The sequence below is a fragment of the Gillisia lutea genome (assembly GCF_021568705.1).
In the GTDB taxonomy this organism is placed as follows: Bacteria; Bacteroidota; Bacteroidia; order Flavobacteriales; family Flavobacteriaceae; genus Gillisia; species Gillisia lutea.
On the sequence record NZ_JAKGTH010000010.1, the window covers coordinates 17,992 to 38,276 of the forward strand.

The 20,285-nt window shown below is 37.3% G+C and carries 17 protein-coding genes; 10 read left to right on the forward strand and 7 right to left on the reverse strand.

The window, feature by feature from the left end:
* Positions 1-9: 9 nt before the first annotated feature.
* Complete coding sequence (gene gldJ / locus L1I30_RS11120) at positions 10-1,677, reverse strand: gliding motility lipoprotein GldJ (protein ID WP_236134369.1); 1,668 nt, start codon at positions 1,675-1,677, stop codon at positions 10-12.
* 352 nt (positions 1,678-2,029) lie between these two features.
* Between gldJ and porV the strand changes: the two genes are divergently transcribed.
* From porV to L1I30_RS11165, 9 genes are all read left to right on the forward strand, one after another.
* A complete protein-coding gene (porV, locus tag L1I30_RS11125) occupies positions 2,030-3,187 on the forward strand; it encodes a type IX secretion system outer membrane channel protein PorV (RefSeq protein ID WP_236134370.1) in 1,158 nt (385 codons plus the stop codon).
* Positions 3,188-3,274: 87 nt separating this feature from the next.
* Entirely contained in the window at positions 3,275-3,757 is a 483-nt protein-coding gene (gene cdd / locus L1I30_RS11130) for a cytidine deaminase (RefSeq protein WP_236134371.1), read from the forward strand.
* Positions 3,758-3,867: 110 nt separating this feature from the next.
* Positions 3,868-4,869, forward strand: coding sequence for a pyruvate dehydrogenase (acetyl-transferring) E1 component subunit alpha (gene pdhA, locus L1I30_RS11135; protein ID WP_236134372.1), 1,002 nt, complete (start codon positions 3,868-3,870; stop codon positions 4,867-4,869).
* A 2-nt stretch (positions 4,870-4,871) separates the two neighbouring features.
* Positions 4,872-6,530 carry a pyruvate dehydrogenase complex dihydrolipoamide acetyltransferase gene (locus L1I30_RS11140; protein WP_236134373.1) on the forward strand — a complete coding sequence of 553 codons (1,659 nt, stop codon included), beginning with the start codon at positions 4,872-4,874 and terminating at the stop codon, positions 6,528-6,530.
* A 68-nt stretch (positions 6,531-6,598) separates the two neighbouring features.
* Positions 6,599-7,594, forward strand: coding sequence for a M20/M25/M40 family metallo-hydrolase (locus tag L1I30_RS11145; protein WP_236134374.1), 996 nt, complete (start codon positions 6,599-6,601; stop codon positions 7,592-7,594).
* Complete coding sequence (locus tag L1I30_RS11150; protein WP_236134375.1) at positions 7,594-8,271, forward strand: SDR family NAD(P)-dependent oxidoreductase; 678 nt, start codon at positions 7,594-7,596, stop codon at positions 8,269-8,271. Before L1I30_RS11145 ends, L1I30_RS11150 begins: the two co-directional genes overlap by 1 nt.
* 11 nt (positions 8,272-8,282) lie before the next feature.
* Positions 8,283-8,882 carry a SprT-like domain-containing protein gene (locus L1I30_RS11155; protein WP_236134376.1) on the forward strand — a complete coding sequence of 200 codons (600 nt, stop codon included), beginning with the start codon at positions 8,283-8,285 and terminating at the stop codon, positions 8,880-8,882.
* A gap of 21 nt (positions 8,883-8,903) precedes the next feature.
* Positions 8,904-9,992 (forward strand): mannose-1-phosphate guanylyltransferase, encoded by a 1,089-nt coding sequence (locus L1I30_RS11160; RefSeq protein ID WP_236134377.1) that lies wholly within the window; start codon positions 8,904-8,906, stop codon positions 9,990-9,992.
* Positions 9,993-9,994: 2 nt separating this feature from the next.
* On the forward strand, positions 9,995-11,431 hold the full coding sequence (locus L1I30_RS11165) for a DUF389 domain-containing protein (protein WP_236134378.1): 1,437 nt from the start codon (positions 9,995-9,997) through the stop codon (positions 11,429-11,431).
* Here L1I30_RS11165 and L1I30_RS11170 read toward each other — a convergent pair whose 3' ends face one another.
* Entirely contained in the window at positions 11,432-12,196 is a 765-nt protein-coding gene (locus tag L1I30_RS11170; protein ID WP_236134379.1) for an ABC transporter ATP-binding protein, read from the reverse strand.
* Complete coding sequence (locus L1I30_RS11175; RefSeq protein WP_236134380.1) at positions 12,196-12,933, reverse strand: MlaE family ABC transporter permease; 738 nt, start codon at positions 12,931-12,933, stop codon at positions 12,196-12,198. The genes L1I30_RS11170 and L1I30_RS11175 overlap by 1 nt, the downstream gene beginning before the upstream one ends.
* A gap of 119 nt (positions 12,934-13,052) precedes the next feature.
* Here L1I30_RS11175 and pafA point away from each other — a divergent pair, with 119 nt between their 5' ends.
* Positions 13,053-14,702 (forward strand): alkaline phosphatase PafA, encoded by a 1,650-nt coding sequence (pafA, locus tag L1I30_RS11180; protein ID WP_236134381.1) that lies wholly within the window; start codon positions 13,053-13,055, stop codon positions 14,700-14,702.
* On the opposite strand, the gene L1I30_RS11185 is transcribed toward pafA, so the two are convergent.
* From L1I30_RS11185 to gcvP, 4 genes are all read right to left on the reverse strand, one after another.
* On the reverse strand, positions 14,703-15,551 hold the full coding sequence (locus L1I30_RS11185) for a glycosyltransferase family 2 protein (RefSeq protein ID WP_236134382.1): 849 nt from the start codon (positions 15,549-15,551) through the stop codon (positions 14,703-14,705). It lies immediately after the preceding gene.
* A 54-nt stretch (positions 15,552-15,605) separates the two neighbouring features.
* Positions 15,606-16,124: a class I SAM-dependent methyltransferase gene (locus L1I30_RS11190; RefSeq protein ID WP_236134383.1), complete on the reverse strand. Its 519-nt coding sequence runs from the start codon at positions 16,122-16,124 to the stop codon at positions 15,606-15,608.
* 1 nt (position 16,125) lies between these two features.
* A complete protein-coding gene (locus L1I30_RS11195; protein ID WP_236134384.1) occupies positions 16,126-17,184 on the reverse strand; it encodes a 3-oxoacyl-ACP synthase III family protein in 1,059 nt (352 codons plus the stop codon).
* A gap of 203 nt (positions 17,185-17,387) precedes the next feature.
* Positions 17,388-20,237 (reverse strand): aminomethyl-transferring glycine dehydrogenase, encoded by a 2,850-nt coding sequence (gene gcvP / locus L1I30_RS11200; RefSeq protein ID WP_236134385.1) that lies wholly within the window; start codon positions 20,235-20,237, stop codon positions 17,388-17,390.
* Between the last annotated feature and the right edge of the window lie 48 nt (positions 20,238-20,285).

Sequence of the window (20,285 nt, forward strand, 5' to 3'; positions counted from 1 at the left end):
TAAGAAAGATTAATTTCTTGCTGTCTTGTTATTGTCTTTAGATTTCGAACCTACTCTGGACATTGCATTTCTGAACCCGATATAGTCTGTTGCCATATCTTGTGGGAAATATCTTCTTTGTGCAGGATCTAACCAGTAAGCGCGATCTCTCCATGAACCTCCTTTATATACTCTAACTTCATCACTTACTAAAGTAGTTCGTTTAGAGGCGTCATACTTAGGTTTAACATTCCCAATACTGTCAGTATCGGTTACGAATTGTGGAGAGTTATACATTCTTTTAGAGTCGCTTGAAATTTCAGCGAAAGGCTCGTAATATCTTGAAGAGCTTTTATCACCATCTCTGTAATTACGGTTATCACTTTCATTAAAATTAGTTCTAAGATAAGTATCCATTTCACTAATTGGCTCCTGAGCAATTTCTCCTGGTAGGGCACGCGCTACAATTCTACCGCTGCTTAGCGTGTCATACTGTACATTTTCTGGGGTTACTACCTTAATTGTTCCGTCTTCATTTATAGCGTTCTTTGTGTAAACATTCCCGCGATAGTAGTTGAAATCATTAAATTCATCATCAACTATAGGTCTGTAAACGTCTGCTACCCATTCTGATACATTTCCAGCCATGTCATATAGACCATAATCGTTCGGCTCGTAAGATTTAACCTCGGCAGTAATATCGGCCCCATCGTCGCTCCATCCTGCTATTCCTCCGTAATCACCTTCACCTTGCTTAAAGTTGGCTAACTGATCACCTTGTTTTTTCACGTCGCCAGAACGAGTGTATTGACCATCCCATGGATATTTCTTTCTTCCACGATATGCATTATAATTTCTAATTCCTACCAAGCCTAACGCAGCATATTCCCATTCGGCTTCTGTAGGTAAACGGTATTCAGGTAAAAGTACTCCATCTTTACGTTGAATGTAAATGTTTTTGGCATCGGTGCTATCAGAAGAAGTTCCTAGTTTATCAGCATTCTTACCTCCTCGGGTAATTTCATCATTACCTCCGTAAGCTTGCGTTGGAGCATTTAAGTAAGTCTCCGTATCGAATGTTGAACCTGCACTAACATCCGAATAACGAGCTCCTTCTTTAGTATAACCTTCTTCTTCTAATCTTAGCTCATTAACTCGATTTGTTCTCCATTTACTAAATTCTACAGCCTGTATCCAGTTAACTCCAACCACCGGGTAGTCTGCATAAGCTGGGTGACGCAAGTAGTTGTTCACCATAGTTTCATTAAAACCTAAACGGTTTCTCCAAACCAAGGTATCAGGAACTGCACCTGCATATATATTCTTATAATTTGGTTCGCTAGGAGGGAAGATGTTTTTTAACCAATCTAAATATTCCATGTACATAACATTGGTAACTTCTGTCTCATCCATATAGAATGACTGCACATGTTGTTGCGTTGGAGAATTGTTCCAATCGTGCATTACATCATCTTGTACGCGTCCCATAGTAAAGGTTCCGCCTTCAATAAAAACAAGCCCGGGTCCGGTTTCCTGTTCCTTATAGTCGGTTTTGTATTGGAAACCTCCATCTTTGGAGTTAATGTCCCAACCCGTTGCACGAGAGTTGTTTTTGTAATTTTTGGAATTGTTACAGCTTACAATACTAAGCCCTAAGGCAATAGTAAATAGCGTTTTAAAGGCAACATTGGTCCTCATATTATTGATCTCTTTTTGTAGTCATTTAGGCCTTGCAATATAGTAATTAACGCCAAAAATACAAGATTATTTTATTAGATTCAAAATACTATAAATGTCTAATATTCTTGATGCTGCAAGCCTCGTCCTAATGAGCGTATTTGTCGCAAAAATATCAAATTCTTAATTTTTGGAAGGCGATTTTTATAAATACTTATTACATTAAAGTTATGTCGAGCAATAATATAAATGAAAAACAGTTATAAATACGCCTGTAAAATTAGATGAGCTCCGGTGGAATTAGTTGAAATTTGCTGATAGGGTGTGTCTTAACAAGAATAAAAATATATATTTGTTTAATATAAATCGTGTGATGAGAAAAATTACAATTCTACTTCTTGGTTTTGCATTGCTATCTAAATCTCAGATTTTTGCTCAGGATGAACGGGATAGGGTAATTACTACCGCAGTTCCTTTTTTATTGATTGCCGCTGATGCAAGGGCGGCCGGAATGGGTGATCTGGGTGTTGCTACTTCTGCAGATGCCTTCTCTCAACAATGGAATGCTGCCAAATATGCTTTTATAACTAGTGAGCAGGGAATAGGTGTTTCCTATACCCCTTACTTAAGTAATATAGTGAATGATATATTCTTAGGAAATCTTACCTATTTCAATAAAGTGAATGAAAAGAGTGCAATTGCAGCTAGTTTGAGATATTTTAGTTTAGGTTCTATAGAAACTCAGGGTAGTTTTGGAGAAAATCCATTGTTGCTTAGTCCTAATGAGCTCACTTTGGATTTTTCTTATGCTTTAAAATTAAGTGAGGAATTTTCTATGGCTGTCGTTGGACGCTATCTTAGATCAGACTTAAAACTAGCGGTGAATAATGAAGACTCCGATGCGGCTTCAACCTTTGGAGTGGACGTTGCGGCTTTTTACCAGAGCCCCAATATCGTTTTTGCTAATTTTGATGGTAGAGTGCGTGCAGGAGCAAATATATCTAATATCGGACCCAAAATTAAATACGATGAAGTTGGTCAGGAAAATTTTATTCCGACAAACTTTAAAGCTGGTGCGGGTTTCGACTTTATATTTGATCCTTCTAACCGATTGGGGACGTATTTTGAGTTGAATAAATTATTAGTGCCTACTCCTCAGGATTTTAATAACGATGGTGTTATTGATAGAAGTGATGAAGAGGAATATAACAATATTGGAGCTATTGAAGGAATTTTTAAGTCCTTTGGAGATGCTCCCGATGGTTTTGGTGAAGAGATGAGAGAAGTGACCTGGGCCGTAGGTGCTGAATATGTGTTTCAGGAAACATTTACCTTAAGATCTGGCTATTTTAATGAAAGTGATACGAAAGGTTCCAGGAAGTTTGTAGCTATTGGGGCTGGTTTCAAATATGCTCCTGTAATAATTGACGTGTCTTATTTATTCTCAACATCCAAAGTTGTAAGCCCTTTAGAAGGTACGCTTAGATTTGGACTAACATTTAATTTTGGCGAGGAATATGAAAGTAACTAATAAGATGATTTAATCTATCTTCTTAGTTGTATCGATATTCATATTTTATATACTTGATATATAGCCAGGCAAACACCTGATTAATTAATGAAATCAATTACTATAACTTCTACTTTGGAAGTTTTTGATACGTTTGAAGATCTTTCAAAAGATGTTCAGGCTCTAATGAAGGAGGCGTTTCATGCCAGAGATACGGCATATGCGCCTTACTCACAGTTTTATGTAGGAGCAGCAATTCTATTAGATAACGGAGAGGTTGTTCCTGGAAGTAATCAGGAAAATGCTTCTTACCCATCTGGATTGTGCGCAGAAAGAACTGCAATTTATTTTGCTGGGGCTAAATACCCTACAGCTAAGATTCAGAAGATCGCTATTTCGGCCAAGTCTATCAAGCATCCAGTCGAGTCACCTATTGCGCCTTGCGGTGCATGTAGACAGGCAATTGCAGAGTATGAGGTTAAGCAGGAATCTCCAATTGAGATCTATTTTATGGGTGAAACCGGAAAGGTGGTAAGGTCTAATTCTTTAAAAGAATTATTGCCTCTTATGTTCGATAATTCCTATCTATAACGTTTTCGCATTTTTTTAGTTATAAAACTGTTTTCCATTCTTATTGAAAATAGTATTTTTGTTTTCCGCTAGACAAAATCCTAAATGTTTGGCCTTAAATTATATTGCAAATGAAGAAAATTACCAAAGCTACTTATTTGAAGTGGTACGAGGATATGCTTTTTTGGCGAAAGTTTGAAGACAAACTCGCTCAGGTTTATATTCAGCAAAAAGTTCGAGGTTTCTTGCACTTATATAACGGTCAGGAAGCTATTTTGGCAGGATCTCTACACGCTATGGATCTGGAAAAAGATAGAATGATTACTGCTTATAGAAATCATGTCCAGCCAATTGGAATGGGGGTAGACCCTCGAAGAGTAATGGCTGAGCTTTATGGTAAAAAGACTGGAACATCTCAAGGTTTAGGAGGTTCTATGCATATTTTTTCCAAAGAGCACCGTTTTTATGGTGGTCATGGAATTGTTGGAGGTCAAATTCCATTAGGAGCGGGTCTTGCATTTGCCGATAAATATTTTAAAAGAGATGCTGTAACTCTTACTTATATGGGAGATGGAGCAGTGCGTCAAGGTTCGCTTCACGAAACTTTGAATATGGCTGTAAATTGGAATTTACCAGTAGTATTCTGTGTAGAGAATAATGGGTATGCTATGGGAACTTCTGTAGCGCGTACATCTAAAAGCACCGATATCTATAAATTAGGTCTTGGGTACGATATGCCATGTTCTGCAGTAGATGCCATGAATCCTGTAAAAGTTGCGGAAGCAATGGATGAAGCTATTAGCAGAGCCAGACGAGGAGAAGGACCAACTTTCTTAGAATTGAAAACATATCGATATAGAGGGCATTCTATGAGTGATGCTCAGAAATATCGTACAAAAGATGAAGTTGCTGAATATCAAAAGATAGATCCAATTACTCAGGTTTTGGATATTATAAAAGATAAGAAATACGCAACCGAGAAGGAAATCAAAGCTATAGATGAGCGCGTAAAAGATTTAGTGAGTGAATGTGAAAAGTTTGCTGATGAATCAGATTATCCGGATAAGAACGTGATGTACGACGTTGTATACGAACAAAAAGATTACCCATTCACATCACATAAAGTAGAGTAGATATGGCCGAAGTAATAAACATGCCACGCTTAAGCGACACCATGGAAGAAGGGGTTGTTGCGAAGTGGTTGAAAAAAGAAGGAGATAAAGTAGAGGAAGGTGATATTCTTGCTGAAATTGAAACAGATAAGGCAACAATGGAGTTTGAATCCTTTTATGAAGGAACACTTCTGCATGTTGGTATTCCTGAAGGGGAAACTGCTCCGGTAGATACGTTGCTTGCAATTATTGGTGAAGAAGGGGAAGATATTTCCGCTTTAATTGGAGGCGGTGCAAAAGCTGAAGATAAGGCTGCTGCTCCTAAGAAGGATTCAGAAGATAAGAAAGAGAAAGCTGAAAGTGCTGAAACTAATGAATCTTCGGAAGAAACTTCGTCTGGGGATGTCCCAGAAGGAGTGGAAGTAATCACAATGCCTAGGCTGAGTGATACTATGGAAGAAGGAACTGTTGCTAAGTGGTTAAAACAAGAAGGAGATAAAGTAGAAGAAGGAGATATTTTAGCTGAAATTGAAACCGATAAAGCAACCATGGAATTTGAATCCTTTTATGAAGGAACAATTCTTAAAATTGGTATTGCTGAAGGGGAAACGGCTAAAGTTGATAGCTTATTAGCTATAATAGGGCCTGCAGGGACTGATGTTTCAAACATAGGAAAAGCTGGTGCATCTTCTGCTAAAAAGAGAGAAACAAAACAGGACGATTCGACGAAAGAAGAAGCTGTTTCTGATAGTAAGGAGGAGACTACTAAGGAAAAATCTTCAACTAAAGATGGTGGAAGAATTTTTATCTCTCCTTTAGCTAAGAAGATGGCTGAAGATAAAGGAATCGATCTTTCTGAAGTAACCGGATCTGGAGAGAACGGTCGCATCGTTAAAAAAGATATCGAAGCTTTTACTCCGTCTAAAAAATCGGCTCCTGCAACGGCTGACGCTCCAAAAACAGCAGCACCTGCTGTTCAGGTGTACACTCCTGCCGGAGAAGAAGAGTTTGAGGAGATTAAGAATTCTCAAATGCGTAAAACCATTGCGAAGCGTTTAGGAGAATCTAAATTTACTGCGCCTCACTACTATTTAACAGTAGAGATAAACATGGAAACTGCCATGGCTTCTAGAAAGCAAATTAATGAACTTCCTGATGTGAAGGTTTCATTTAACGATATGGTGATTAAAGCTTCTGCTATGGCGCTTAGAAAGCACCCGAAGGTGAATTCACAATGGACGGGCGAAGCTACAAGAATAGCGAAGCATATTCATATGGGGGTTGCTGTTGCTGTAGATGAAGGGTTAGTGGTGCCAGTTCTTAAGTTCGCCGATCAAATGAGTTATACTCAAATAGGAGCGCAGGTTAGGGATCTTGCCGGTAAGGCCAGAAACAAAAAATTACAACCTGCAGAAATGGAAGGAAGTACTTTTACGGTTTCCAACCTCGGAATGTTCGGTATCTCCGAATTTACAAGTATCATCAATCAGCCAAATTCAGCCATTCTTTCTGTTGGAGCTATAGTTGAAAAACCGGTTGTTAAAAATGGCCAAATTGTAGTTGGGAACACTATGAAAGTGACCTTAGCTTGTGATCATAGAACTGTAGATGGAGCCACTGGTGCTGCATTTTTACAGACTTTAAAAAGTTATCTTGAAAATCCTGTTACTATGCTTGCATAGACAGCGTTTCAAAACAATATTGTTGATAAAATCCCGCTCTCTTGCGGGATTTTTTTATCTTTAACTTTATGAGCAAATTTCTATTTAAAATTAGTGTATTAGCCTCTTTGGCTATTTTTATTTCCTGCAATAGCAGTCAGACTGCTGTTAGTGAAAAGGTAATTATTTCCGAATCTTATAATAGTGTTCCTGAGATTCAAACTTCTGTAGCTTCTATTAAAAGGAATATGGAATATCTTGCGTCAGACGACCTGAGAGGAAGGGAAACGGGTACAGATGGGATCGATAAAGCAGCCTCGTATATCGAAAAATTTTTCACAGATAATAATATCCAACCTTATTTTGAAACCTATCGAGACAGTTTTGAGGTGAAAAATGTTGTGGGATATAACGTGGTTGGAATGCTGGAAGGGAACGATCCAGTTCTTAAGAAGGAATTTGTGATTATTGGTGCGCACTACGATCATATTGGAATAGGAAAAGTAGTTGATAATGATTCGATTGCTAATGGAGCTAATGATGATGCTGCCGGAACCGTTGCGGTTTTAGAGTTAGCAAAGGAGCTTTCCAGGCTTAAATCAAATAGGCGCAGTGTATTATTTACACTTTTTTCTGCTGAAGAAATGGGCCTAATGGGTTCTAAACATTTGTCTAAAAGACTTAAGGAAGCAGGATTGGATCTCTATGCGATGTTCAATATTGAAATGATTGGTGTTCCTATGGTTAACAAGGATTATCAGGTGTATATAACCGGGTACGAGGAATCTAATCTGGCGGATAAATTTAATGAATATTCTAAAGAAAAAGTTCTGGGATTTTTACCTCAGGCCAAAGAATATAATTTATTCATGCGTAGTGATAATTATCCTTTTTACCAGGAATTTAAGGTACCTGCCCAAACAATAAGTAGTTTCGATTTCACTAATTTTGATTATTATCATCATGTGGGTGACGAAGCGAGTAAAATGAATATGGAGCATATGGCTACCACCGTTAATAAAGTTTTCCCCGGTATTTATGCTATGTTGAACACTTCAGAAAAGGAAATAAAATTAAACGATTAATGAAAAATATAATAGTAACAGGCGCTAGTCGTGGGATAGGTTTAGAGATGATCCGTCTGTTTTCTAAGGCAGGGCATAATGTGCTTGCGCTTTCCAGAAATATAAACGGTATTGAATCGCTTAAATTACCCAAGGTTAAAGCTGTTTCTTTTGATATAACTTCAGATGAAGATCTTGAGAATATCTCGATAATTTTAAAGGATTGGGGGAAAGTGGATATTTTAGTTAATAATGCTGGTGCCATAGTCAATAAACCTTTCATGGAGTTAAGTGTGGATGATTTTAAAAAGGTATATAATACTAATGTTTTTGGAGTAGCAGCTTTAATTCAAAAGGTCGTTCCATGTATGGACGCTACCGGGCATGTTGTAAACATTAGCAGTATGGGTGGGGTTGTTGGAAGTATGAAGTTTCCTGGTCTTGCTGCTTATAGCTCAAGTAAAGGAGCTCTTATAACCTTAACAGAGATGTTAGCAGAAGAATTTAAAGAGAAAGGGCCTTCGTTTAATGTATTGGCATTAGGAGCCGTGCAAACCGAAATGCTCGAGGAAGCATTTCCTGGTTATAAAGCCCCTCTTTCAGCTTTTGAAATGGCCGAGTATATAGTTGAATTTAGCTTAACCGGAAATAAATATTATAACGGAAAACTTTTACAGGTCTCCAACAGTACTCCCTAGATTAATTGCTGATGATTCATATTTTAGAAAAATATCTTCCCAGTCATTCTGTTCCGGCTATTTATGAAATGATACAAGCTCATAATGTGCATCTAAAAATTGTAAATGAGCGAGTTACCAGACATGGAGATTATAGAAGAATGCCCGATGGGAATCATCAAATCACTATAAACGCCAGTCTCAATAAATTCCGATTCTTAATAACAACGGTTCATGAAATAGCACATTTAATAGCTTTTAAAAAATTTGGAAGAACCATTAAGCCACATGGAAAGGAGTGGAAATTCACTTTTCAGCAATTGATGTTACCTTTTATTCGGCCAGAGATTTTCCCAAGTCATCTTTTGCCTTTAATAGCAAATCATTTTAAAAATCCTACAGCGAGTAGTGATACCGACGCAAGACTATCTATTGCCCTAAAGAATTTTGATCCGGAGACCGATAAAAATTATATTTTTGAAGTTCCTTCAGGAAGCCTTTTCCGAATTTATAATGGAAAGGTTTTTAAAAAAGGGCCGGTGCGTAGGAAACGTTATGAATGTCTAGATGTGGAGTCTGGTAAGATCTATCTTTTTCAGCCCAATGCCCAGGTGGAATTAATACTGGGCTAAATTTTAAAAATTATCATTTTAATGAATAATTACAACAAGAATTATTACGCTGTTATAATGGCTGGGGGAGTTGGTTCCAGATTCTGGCCTGTAAGCACCTCAAAATTCCCAAAGCAATTTCATGATATGCTTGGTGTAGGGGAAACCTTGTTACAACGCACATTTAACAGGCTAACCAACACCGTGCCTTATGAGAATATACTTATTCTTACCAATGATGAATATCTTGATTTGGTCCAGCAACAACTACCTGAAATAACCAAGGATCAGATCATTCTTGAGCCAGCTATGCGAAATACTGCACCGTGTATCTTATTAGCTGCATTGAAGATTAAAAAGAAAAATCCTGATGCCATTATGTTAGTGGCCCCAAGCGACCATTGGATACAGGATGATGAGGCTTTTGCAAATGATATAAAAACCTCGTTTGAAGCTGTTGCTGAAAATGATATGCTTATCACTCTCGGTATTAAACCTACTTTTGCCAATACTGGTTACGGGTATATCCAATTTAAAGAAGAAGCAGATAAATGCCTTCAGAAGGTGGTGAAATTTACTGAAAAGCCAACCTTAAGAAATGCACGAAAGTTTTTAGAGGAAGGAAACTATTTATGGAATGCCGGAATATTTATATGGAAAGCCTCTTTTATTAGTGATTCCTTTTTAAGCTATCTTCCTGAAATGTTCCATCTTTTTAATGAGGGTTATGAGGAACTTAACTCTAAAAGGGAGCGCGCGTTTATAAATGAAACCTATCCTAAGGCGCAAAACATTTCAATAGATTATGCTATCATGGAGAAATCAGATAGCGTATATTTAATTCCTGCCTCTTTTGATTGGAATGACTTAGGAACATGGGGTGCCCTGCATTCAGAATTGGCCAAAGATGATTATGATAATGCCGTGGTGAATTCATCTTTGATTCCGATGGAGTCTAAAGGAAATATGGTTTATACTCATAAGCACAAAGTTGTGGTTCTTGATGGACTTGAGGATTATATTGTAGTTGATGATGAAGAGGTGCTCTTAATAGTGCCTAAAGAAAAAGAACAGGATATTAAGAATATCCGGGAATCCGTCATTAAAAAGCATGGTGAAAATTTAGGTTAATTATGGAGAATAAAGATAATATTGGTAGTAACCCACCTCCTGAGAAAACGGATCAAAGCGATTTTTCACAAGCTGGTGGTATTTGGGAGAGCATTAAAGCTTTTATTTCCGAACTACTAGATATTCGTAACGATACCGATAGAGAGTCTACTGTAGAGGCTATTAAAAAAGATATTTCTTTTAAAGGTCATAATGCCTGGATTCTCATATTTTCAATCTTTGTTGCTTCTATTGGCTTAAATGTTAGTAGTGCAGCGGTTGTAATTGGTGCCATGTTAATTTCGCCACTTATGGGTCCAATTGTAGGTGTTGGGCTATCTGTTGCAATAAATGATATAGATACGCTTAAAAAGTCCTTTATTAACTTGGGGGTAATGGTTGGCTTAAGTGTTATTACTGCTTACATCTACTTTCTTATTTCCCCGGTAAAGGAGGAAACCCCAGAGTTAATTGCAAGGACGTATCCCACCATATTAGACGTACTGGTTGCTATTTTTGGAGGCTTGGCCTTAATTGTTGCAAAGACCAAAAGAGGAACCATTGCAAGTGTAATTTTTGGAGTTGCTATTGCTACTGCTTTAATGCCACCGTTATGTACCGTGGGTTATGGGCTGGCTATAGGGAATATTCGCTATGCTACTGGAGCGCTTTACCTATTCTCTATTAATGCTGTGTTTATTGCACTTACAACATTTGTAGTGTCAAAACTCTTAGGCTTCCCTTTGGTTAGATATGCAAATAGTAAACGAAGAAGACTCATAGCACAAATAGCTTCGAGCATTGCAGTAGTGGTTATGATACCCAGTGTGATTTTATTTTTGAACTTATTGAATAAACAGGTATTTGAAAGTAAAACTCGTGAATTTTTAAATGATGTAGTACATTATAGTGGAACGGAAATCATTAAGTCTAATCAGGATTTTAATTCTAAGGAGATTGAAGTATATCTTATTGGAAACAATGTTCCCGAGCCTACAATTATATCATGGAATGAACAATTGAGTAAAGTTGATAAGCTAAAGGATGCTAAACTCATAGTGCACCAAGGAGCCGCTCAAACTGAAGATATATCGGCCCTGTCATCTCAAGTAAGAAGTGGTATTTTGGAAGATCTCTATGTAAAGAATCAGGAGCTGGTGGAAAATAAAGATGCTCGAATCTCATTCTTGGAAAATGAACTTTTAAAATATAAAGTTGAGGCTTTTTCTTTTAACGATATTAGTAAGGAAATCAAGGTGAATTACGATAGAGTAGAAGGCTTGGGTTTTGCTAATTTGATTAGTACAAATTTCACTAAAATTGATACGATACCAACATTTTCCATTACTTGGAAAGAAAATACAGCTAGCCGAATAAAAACTGCGGAAGCCAAAAAGATTCAACAATGGTTAAGTATGAGATTGAAAATGGATACGGTAGCCGTTCGCTCCATGAACTAATTACATTCCCTGCTGCTGGGCTTTTCTAACTTTTTGAAAGAGATTAGAGGAGTATACAAAATCGGTTACGGTTTTGTCATCTGTCTTAAATATCTGAGATTTATCCCCTTTCCAGGCTAGAATACCATCTTTCAGGAAAGCAATGCGCTCACCAATCTCCAATACCGAGTTCATATCATGCGTTATGATAACGGTAGTAATATCGTTTTCTTTAGTAATCTCCTGAATGAGATTATCAATTACAGTGGCAGTTTTAGGGTCCAATCCTGAGTTAGGTTCGTCACAAAATAAGTATTTTGGTTTGTTTACAATAGCTCTGGCTATTGAGACTCTTTTTTGCATACCACCACTTATCTCTGCAGGAAATTTATTTTCTGAACCCGTTAAATTCACTCTTTCTAAAACCTCGGCTACCCGATTTTTTAAATCTTTTTTACGCTGTTTGGTAAACATTCGTAGGGGAAACATAACATTTTCTTCTACCGTCATAGAATCAAACAGCGCTCCTCCTTGAAACACCATTCCAATCTCTTTACGAAGTTCTCTTTGCTCTTCATCTGTAAAGTTGGAATATGCTTTTCCATTATACTCAATTACTCCCTGGTCGGGCTTAAATAGTCCCAGCATACATTTTAGCAGTACACTTTTACCAGATCCCGACTGACCAATGATAAGATTAGTTTTACCGCTTTCAAAAACAAAGTCTATTCCTTTCAGAATTTCTTCGCCATTAAAACTTTTATGTAGGTCTTTAACTTCTATCATTAGCTTAATAATAATTGGGTAACTATGTAATTTACTATAATAATAACCACACTGGTCCATACAAAAGAAGTAGTACTTGCATGTCCCACTTCAAGAGCACCACCTTTCATATAATAACCATGATATGCGGGTATAGTAGCAAGTATCATAGCAAATAAAAATGTTTTAAAGAATGCGTATACTACATGGAAACCAATAAATCCATCTTGTAAACCGGTTACAAAAGCATCCGATCCTACAAAACCCCCAAAAACTGCAGCTGCATAAGCGCCCATAATTCCTAAAAACATTGAAATTGCTATTACAAATGGATAGGTGAGCATTGCAACAATTTTTGGAAAAATAAGATAGTTTAATGAGTTAATTCCCATTACTTCCAGAGCATCTATCTGTTCGGTTACTCGCATAGATCCTATACTCGATGTGATAAAGGAGCCTACTTTTCCTGCCATGATAATAGAAATGAAGGTAGGTGCAAATTCCAATATAATAGACTGTCTTGCCGCAAAAGCAATAAGTGTTTTCGGTATAAGTGGATTATTTAAATTCAGTGCAGTTTGAATGGCTACAACACCTCCTATAAAAAAGGAGATAAAGGAAACAATCCCCAAAGAGCCCATAATCAATTCGTTGATTTCTTTGAAAATCAACTCTTTTAATACAGAACGTTTGGTCATTCTTCCAAACACTCCTTTTATCATTAAAAAATATTCACCAATTGAATATAGATAGCTCATCCATGAATTTTTGTAAAGCTAAAATACTATTTTTTAGCCGGAAAGTATTTAACGAAGAATTAATCTTTAACCCGTCATTGTTTAGTATTTTTGAAGACAAATTATTTTGAATAGTACACATGAAAAATTTCTTCCTAGTTTTATTTATCTCATTAAGTATCTTTTCTTTAAAGGCTCAAGTTAAAAGTGATTCTTCTTTAAATCCTAACAAACCAAAGTTGGTGGTTGGAGTGGTGGTGGACCAGATGAGGTATGATTATCTCTCAAGGTTTTGGAATAAATATGGAGAAGATGGCTTTAAAAGACTCATAAAAGAAGGATATAATTTCAAGAATAATCATTTCAATTATATTCCAACTTATACTGCTCCTGGGCATACATCTATTTATACAGGAACTTCTCCCGAAAATCATGGGATAATTGGAAATGCATGGTATGATAAAAACGAATCTCAATTCGTGTATTGTACAAGTGATGATAGTGTGGAATCGGTAGGAACAAAAAACGCCGCTGGAAAAATGTCTCCTCGAAGAATGATGTCAACAACCGTGAGCGATGAGAACAGATTATTCACTGAAATGCGCGGTAAGACCATTGGAATTGCATTGAAGGATCGCGGAGCGATATTGCCGGCCGGGCACACTGCTAATGCAGCGTATTGGTTTCATGGTAAAGATGAGGGGAAGTTTATAACCAGTTCTTACTATATGAAGGATCTTCCAAAGTGGGTGAAAGATTTTAATAAATCAGGAATTGTTACTTCTTATATGAAGCCTTGGAATACACTATTAAATATTGAAGAATATACCGAAAGCGGAGCCGATAAAAATGTGTTTGAAACCGGTTATGTAGGTCAGGAATTCGCAACCTTTCCTTATGATCTTCCAAAGCTGCAGGCTGAAAATGGACAATTCGACCTTTTAAAAGAAACCCCATATGGTAACTCTATAACTACCGATTTTGCTATTGCTGCATTAAATGGTGAGAACCTTGGAAAAGATGATTACACCGATTTTTTAACGGTAAGCTTTTCAAGTACTGATTATATTGGACATAATTTTGGGGTAAACTCTAAAGAAATTGAAGACGCATATTTACGATTAGACCTTGATCTGGCTCGTTTGCTAAAGGCTTTAGATGAAAAAGTAGGTGAGGGGAATTATACGCTTTTTCTTACTGCCGATCATGGGGGAGGAGATGTACCTTCTTACCTGGCATCTGTAAATATACCCTCAGGTTATTTTGATGATGCTGTTTTTGACGAGCGTTTAAAAGAATTTGTGAAAGAAAGATTCAAGGAAGATGATCTTATAGAAATGGTTTCAAATTCTCAGATCTTCTTCAATTATGAGGCTATTGAAAACGCTAAGCTGGATGTGGAGAAATTGGAAAAGGTGATAGCTCGTTTTATTTTGCAATATCCGCAGGTTAACAATGTGTTCACCAGAACTCAGATGCAGGATAGCGATTTCAATAACGGCGCTGCGGCGTTAGTTCAAAATGGATTTAATCAAAAACGAAGCGGAGATGTGATTTTGATTCTAGAGCCTGCTACTATTACCTATTCTAAAACAGGTTCTACGCACGGGAGCGGGTTCTCTTATGATACTCATGCGCCTTTGTTATTCTTCGGAAAAGGAATTCCTCATGGAGCTACTACAAAACGATCGGAAGTGATTGACATCGCACCCACGATCTCAGCATTGTTAGGGATAGAATTTCCTAATTCAACTACCGGTATCCCTTTATCGACACTTTTAGATAACTAGTTACAAAAGTTTGCTGCGCATTTTTTGCCAACGAAGTTTTCTTATAAAACGACCTTCTTCTTCTGAAACAAGAAAGGGTCGTTTTTCTTTTTTAGCTTTATAGTAACCGCTAATATAATCTTTGAAAAGCGACAGGTCTTTCTTTAAAAAGGCAAGCTTAGCCGATGCAATTAGGCTTATTGCTAACCCGTAGCGCAATCTGTAAAAAGCTTCTCCTTGCTTATATTTGGAAGCCTTATTATAGGTCGATGCGGTGGGTTTTAAATGCTTCACTATCAAAGTGGGATCAACCTTTATTCTCCATCCATGGTATAGCGCAAGGAGTTCATCGGCAGTATCCCAGCCCATGGCAGGTTTTAATTTTCCTATTTGCAGAAAACAAGTTTTTCTGTATGCCTTCAAAGCTCCACGAATGTGATCTTTTCCTGTTAGCTTCTCTATCTCCCAGTTGTCATCTTTCAAAATAGAACAATATCCACCACACATTCCTACTTTTAAATCATTTTTGAAATGTGAAACTAGGGTCTCTAAATAATTTTCCGGAAAAATAAGATCGGCATCAAACTTACAAATGATATCATAATGCTCATCCAGCTGCTCATAACCTTTGTAGAAAGCATTAATTACTTTACTTCCTGGTAAGTGCGCCTCAGAAGAAGAGCTGTTTACTAAGGAGATAAAGTTGAATTTTTCGGCAAATTTTAAAACAATCTCAGCTGTTTTATCGGTAGATTGATCATTTACTACAATTATTTTTTTAGGTAGTAAAGTTTGAACGATCAGAGATTCCAAAGTTCTGGAGATGTTCTCTGCTTCATTATGAGCGGGAATAACAATATAGATTTTCAAAGCCTGATCTGGAGTTTATTGAATCAAACTGAAAAAGAAGGATTCGTTTTAAGTTTATCTTTCAGCGTATACAGCGTAATATCTAGGCGTAAAAGTTCTAAGTAAAGGACGGAAACCAAGTTGCTTTACAGGATTTGTCCATTTTTCAGTTTTTTTGATCTTCCATCCGGCCTTTTCCAACAACCAGTCAAATTGCCAATCTTCAAATTCATGATAATGCCTATCCCTCATATCGGTTTTACTTCTATAGGCATTGGCGAACCATAAATTTAAAGGAACTGTTGCAACCAATTTAGAAGCTTTAATGTCTTTTAGCACATTGTAGGGGGCAATAAGATGCTCAAATATTTCGAAAGCAGTCACGAGATCATATTCATTGGATTTTACTGCATTAGTGTCCACGTCTAGATCTTCACCTAAAGTATTAGTTACATCATAGTTATGATCTTTCATGATCTTTGAAAATGGGTTGGCTACTCCTAAATCCAGTACTTTGGCTGGAGGAGCAACGGCATTTTCTAAGAATTCTAATGTTTTTTTAAACCTCTTGTTGGGAAAACTTTGTTCGTACATATTAATACTCGTAAACAATGGCGTTTATATTCATACCCGCCCCAACACTGGCAAGAATGATAATATCACCTTTATTGAGTTCCTGGTTTTCAATATGACCATTCACAACAAGATCTAACAAGGTAGGCACGGTTGCGACACTGCTATTACCCAATTCCTGAATGCTCATTGGCATTACATTTTCAGGAGCTTTAAGCTTATGTAATTTGTAAAAACGGGAAATAATAGCATCATCCATTTTTTCATTGGCCTGATGGATAAATATCTTTTTCACATCCTCGATGCTCTTACCGCTTTTTAGAAGGCAGGAAGCCATTGCTTTCGGTACTTCTTTTAATGCGAATTCATAGATCTTTCGTCCGTTCATCTTTATGAAACGAGTACTGTCCTGCTGGTCTCCCTTATTGGAACCGCCAAAATAAATATGATGAGCCTCTTCATAAGCGAAGGTAGCAGATTCATGAGATAAGATCCCTCCAGGTTCATTAGTAATTTCAAGAACAGCAGCACCGGCACCATCTGAAAATATCATGGAGTCTCTATCGTGAATATCTACAACTCTGGAAAGGGCTTCAGCTCCTATAACTAAGCATTTTTTTGCCATTCCACATTGCATGAAGGCTTGAGCCTGAATTACGGCTTCTATCCAACCCGGACACCCAAAAAGTACATCATACCCCACACAGCTCGGGTTCTTGATTTTTAAATTATGTTTAACGCGGGTGGCAATGCTAGGTACGGCATCACTTTGTATACTTCCATGTTTAACATCTCCATAATTGTGGGCAATAATTATGTAGTCTAAAGTTTCAGGATCGATACCAGAAGTTTCAATAGCTCTCTTAGCGGCTAAAGTTGCCATGTCTGAGGTGCATAAGTCTTCTTCCAAATATCTGCGTTCTTCTATACCTGTGATTGCCTTAAACTTGGAAATAGTGGTGGCATTATCATGAGGAAATTTGGACCCATCTGCATTTAAGAACTCATGTTGTAGAAAATCGGAATTCTTCCTTTTCAAATTAGGAATATAACTTCCCAGTCCTGTAATTTTTATGCTCATTGAAACAAAATTATTTTAGATAATATAAACTAAATTACTAAAAGCAATTTAAGTAAACTCCCGCAAAATGCAATTTTTGAATCCTTTTGCCAATTCAATAGTATAAATGAATCAAATTGCTAATTCAATATTTTAAATGCGGTTAAATTAGTAATAAATCAAAAAACCCTGATAAACAGGGTTTTTTGACGATTTTATGGAAATTAGGCATCCATATATTCTTCAATTGGTGCACAGGTACAAATTAAATTTCTGTCTCCATATGCATCGTCTACCCTTCTTACTGTTGGCCAAAACTTATTATCGGCTACGTAATCTAATGGATATGCCGCCTGTTCTCTGGAATATGAAAATTCCCAAGTGTCTGCTGTTAGCATCGCCATTGTGTGAGGTGCATTCTTTAGAATATTGCTCGTGTCTTCTGTCGTAGACAAAGAAATTTCCTTTCTAATTGAGATCAAGGCATCGCAAAATCGGTCTAACTCAGCTTTGCTTTCACTTTCAGTAGGCTCTATCATAAGAGTTCCTGCTACGGGGAATGAAACAGTAGGAGCATGGAATCCGTAATCCATTAAACGTTTCGCAATATCCACTACTTCAATACCATTATTCTTAAAAGGTCGACAATCCAGGATCATTTCATGTGCAGCTCTTCCACGTTCTCCGGAATATAGTGTTTGATAATGATCGGTTAAACGTGCTTTGATGTAATTAGCGTTCAGAATAGCATATTCTGTAGATTTTTGCAAACCTTTACTTCCTAACATAGTAATATACCCGTAAGAGATTAGACAAACCAATGCCGATCCCCATGGGGCTGATGAAATTGCTGTAATGGCATTCTCACCTCCAGTTTCAATAACAGGATTTCCAGGTAAAAATGGAAGCAACTGTTTAGCAACGCAAATTGGTCCTACACCCGGACCGCCACCTCCGTGAGGAATAGCAAAGGTTTTGTGCAGGTTGAGGTGACAAACATCAGCTCCAATAGCTCCCGGATTTGTTAAACCAACCTGAGCATTCATATTAGCACCATCCATATAAACTTGCCCGCCATTGTCGTGAATAAGTTTTGTAATCTCCTTAATGGCCGATTCAAAAACTCCATGAGTAGAAGGGTAAGTAACCATTAAAGCAGCAAGATTATCTTTATGCTGTAATGCTTTTTCTTTTAGGTCTTCCAGATCGATATTTCCTTCTTTGGTAGCTTTGGTAACTACCACTTTCATTCCCGCCATTACTGCTGATGCAGGATTAGTACCGTGGGCAGAAGATGGGATCAAACAAATGTTTCTATGAGCTTCTCCTCTAGATTCATGGTAAGCTCTAATTACCATCAAACCTGCATATTCTCCCTGTGCACCGGAATTTGGTTGGAGTGAAGTTCCTGAAAACCCGGTAATCTCTGTTAGTTGATCTTCTAACCTCTTAAGCACTATTTGATAGCCTTCAGCTTGGTCTACAGGTACAAATGGGTGAATATTCCCCCAGTTAGGGTTGCTTAAAGGAAGCATTTCAGAAGCCGCGTTCAACTTCATGGTACAAGAGCCTAAAGCGATCATAGAATGATTCAATGAAAGATCCTTACGTTCCAGCTTTTTGATGTAGCGCATCAATTCGGTTTCAGAATGATACGAGTTGAAAACTTCATTGGTTAAAAACTCCTTCTTGCGGTTGATCTCTTCGGGAATAGCATTTCCAACAAGTAAGTTCTCAATTTTTGCAATTTCTTTATCAGCAACTTCCGAAAAGATAGAAACGATCTTATTTAGGTCGGCAACAGTTGTTGTTTCATTTAATGCAATTACAACCGTTTCAGCATCTGGATAATAGAAGTTGATGTTATTTTCTTCTGCTAGATTTTTTACTGCAGAAGCATTGGCTTTTACTTGCAGGGTGTCAAAATAAGAAGCATTTTTTTGCTCAAAGCCTAGCTCTTTTAATTTGCTATTTAAACTTAATGCAGATTTATGGACTGTATCAGCGATATATTCCAGTCCTTTAGGTCCGTGATACACAGCATACATTCCAGCCATTACCGCTAAAAGTACTTGTGCAGTACAAATGTTGGAAGTAGCTTTATCTCTTTTTATATGTTGTTCTCGGGTTTGTAGTGCCATTCTAAGGGCGCGATTCCCGTTGGTGTCTTTTGTTACCCCAATAATTCTTCCCGGAATATTTCTTTTGTATTCTTCTCTGGTAGCAAAGTAGGCTGCGTGAGGGCCGCCATATCCTAAAGGAATACCAAAACGTTGAGTGGTTCCTACTACTACATCTACACCAAGTTCACCTGGAGCCTGTAATTTCACCAAACTTAAAATATCAGCCGCAACGACTGTTTTGATATTGGCATCCTTACATTTTGAAACGAAAGAGGTGTAATTGAAAATCTGGCCTAATTTTCCTGGATATTGAAGGATTGCTCCAAAAAATTCGGAAGAAAAATCAAATTGGGTGTGATCTCCAATTACTAGCTCAATCCCTAATGGGATTGCTCTTGTTTCCAATAAGGAAATTGTTTGAGGTAGTACTTCTTCTGAAACAAAGAACTTTACTACGTCATTTTTTTTCTGATCACGATCTCTTACTGCCAGTAATAATGCCATAGCTTCTGCTGCGGCTGTAGACTCATCTAAAAGAGATGCGTTGGCAAGTTCCATTCCCGTTAGGTCGCTTACCATAGTTTGGAAATTCAACAAGGCTTCCAATCTTCCCTGAGCGATTTCTGCCTGATAAGGAGTGTAAGCGGTATACCATCCCGGATTTTCCAGTATATTGCGTTGAATAACCGCAGGTAAAATTGCTTGGTGGTAACCTAGGCCAATATAAGTTTTGTAAACTTTATTTTTTTTGGAAAGTTCGCCAATGTGTTCGGCATATTCATTTTCGCTTAAAGCCGGGGGAAGGTTTAATGGTGATTTTAACCTAATATCATCCGGAAGTGTTTCATAAATTAATTGGTCCAAAGAGGTGACACCTGCGGTAGATAACATTTCTGAAAGGTCACTTTCTTTAGGTCCTATATGTCTTAAGGCAAAAGAATCTGTTCTCATTAAAAGTATGTTGTGTTTTGTGCTGCGAAATTACATATTTTAAACGTA

What these genes read in the sequence shown, in the direction of transcription:
- L1I30_RS11175 (WP_236134380.1), bottom strand. Translation starts at nt 12,933, where the DNA reads ATGAGCTATCTATATTCAATTGGTGAATATTTTTTAATGATAAAAGGA.
- gcvP (WP_236134385.1), bottom strand. Translation starts at nt 20,237, where the DNA reads ATGAGAACAGATTCTTTTGCCTTAAGACATATAGGACCTAAAGAAAGT.
- L1I30_RS11170 (WP_236134379.1), bottom strand. Translation starts at nt 12,196, where the DNA reads ATGATAGAAGTTAAAGACCTACATAAAAGTTTTAATGGCGAAGAAATT.
- cdd (WP_236134371.1), top strand. Translation starts at nt 3,275, where the DNA reads ATGAAATCAATTACTATAACTTCTACTTTGGAAGTTTTTGATACGTTT.
- L1I30_RS11140 (WP_236134373.1), top strand. Translation starts at nt 4,872, where the DNA reads ATGGCCGAAGTAATAAACATGCCACGCTTAAGCGACACCATGGAAGAA.
- gldJ (WP_236134369.1), bottom strand. Translation starts at nt 1,677, where the DNA reads ATGAGGACCAATGTTGCCTTTAAAACGCTATTTACTATTGCCTTAGGG.
- porV (WP_236134370.1), top strand. Translation starts at nt 2,030, where the DNA reads ATGAGAAAAATTACAATTCTACTTCTTGGTTTTGCATTGCTATCTAAA.
- L1I30_RS11190 (WP_236134383.1), bottom strand. Translation starts at nt 16,124, where the DNA reads ATGTACGAACAAAGTTTTCCCAACAAGAGGTTTAAAAAAACATTAGAA.
- L1I30_RS11165 (WP_236134378.1), top strand. Translation starts at nt 9,995, where the DNA reads ATGGAGAATAAAGATAATATTGGTAGTAACCCACCTCCTGAGAAAACG.
- L1I30_RS11145 (WP_236134374.1), top strand. Translation starts at nt 6,599, where the DNA reads ATGAGCAAATTTCTATTTAAAATTAGTGTATTAGCCTCTTTGGCTATT.
- L1I30_RS11150 (WP_236134375.1), top strand. Translation starts at nt 7,594, where the DNA reads ATGAAAAATATAATAGTAACAGGCGCTAGTCGTGGGATAGGTTTAGAG.
- pdhA (WP_236134372.1), top strand. Translation starts at nt 3,868, where the DNA reads ATGAAGAAAATTACCAAAGCTACTTATTTGAAGTGGTACGAGGATATG.
- L1I30_RS11155 (WP_236134376.1), top strand. Translation starts at nt 8,283, where the DNA reads ATGATTCATATTTTAGAAAAATATCTTCCCAGTCATTCTGTTCCGGCT.
- L1I30_RS11160 (WP_236134377.1), top strand. Translation starts at nt 8,904, where the DNA reads ATGAATAATTACAACAAGAATTATTACGCTGTTATAATGGCTGGGGGA.
- L1I30_RS11195 (WP_236134384.1), bottom strand. Translation starts at nt 17,184, where the DNA reads ATGAGCATAAAAATTACAGGACTGGGAAGTTATATTCCTAATTTGAAA.
- pafA (WP_236134381.1), top strand. Translation starts at nt 13,053, where the DNA reads ATGAAAAATTTCTTCCTAGTTTTATTTATCTCATTAAGTATCTTTTCT.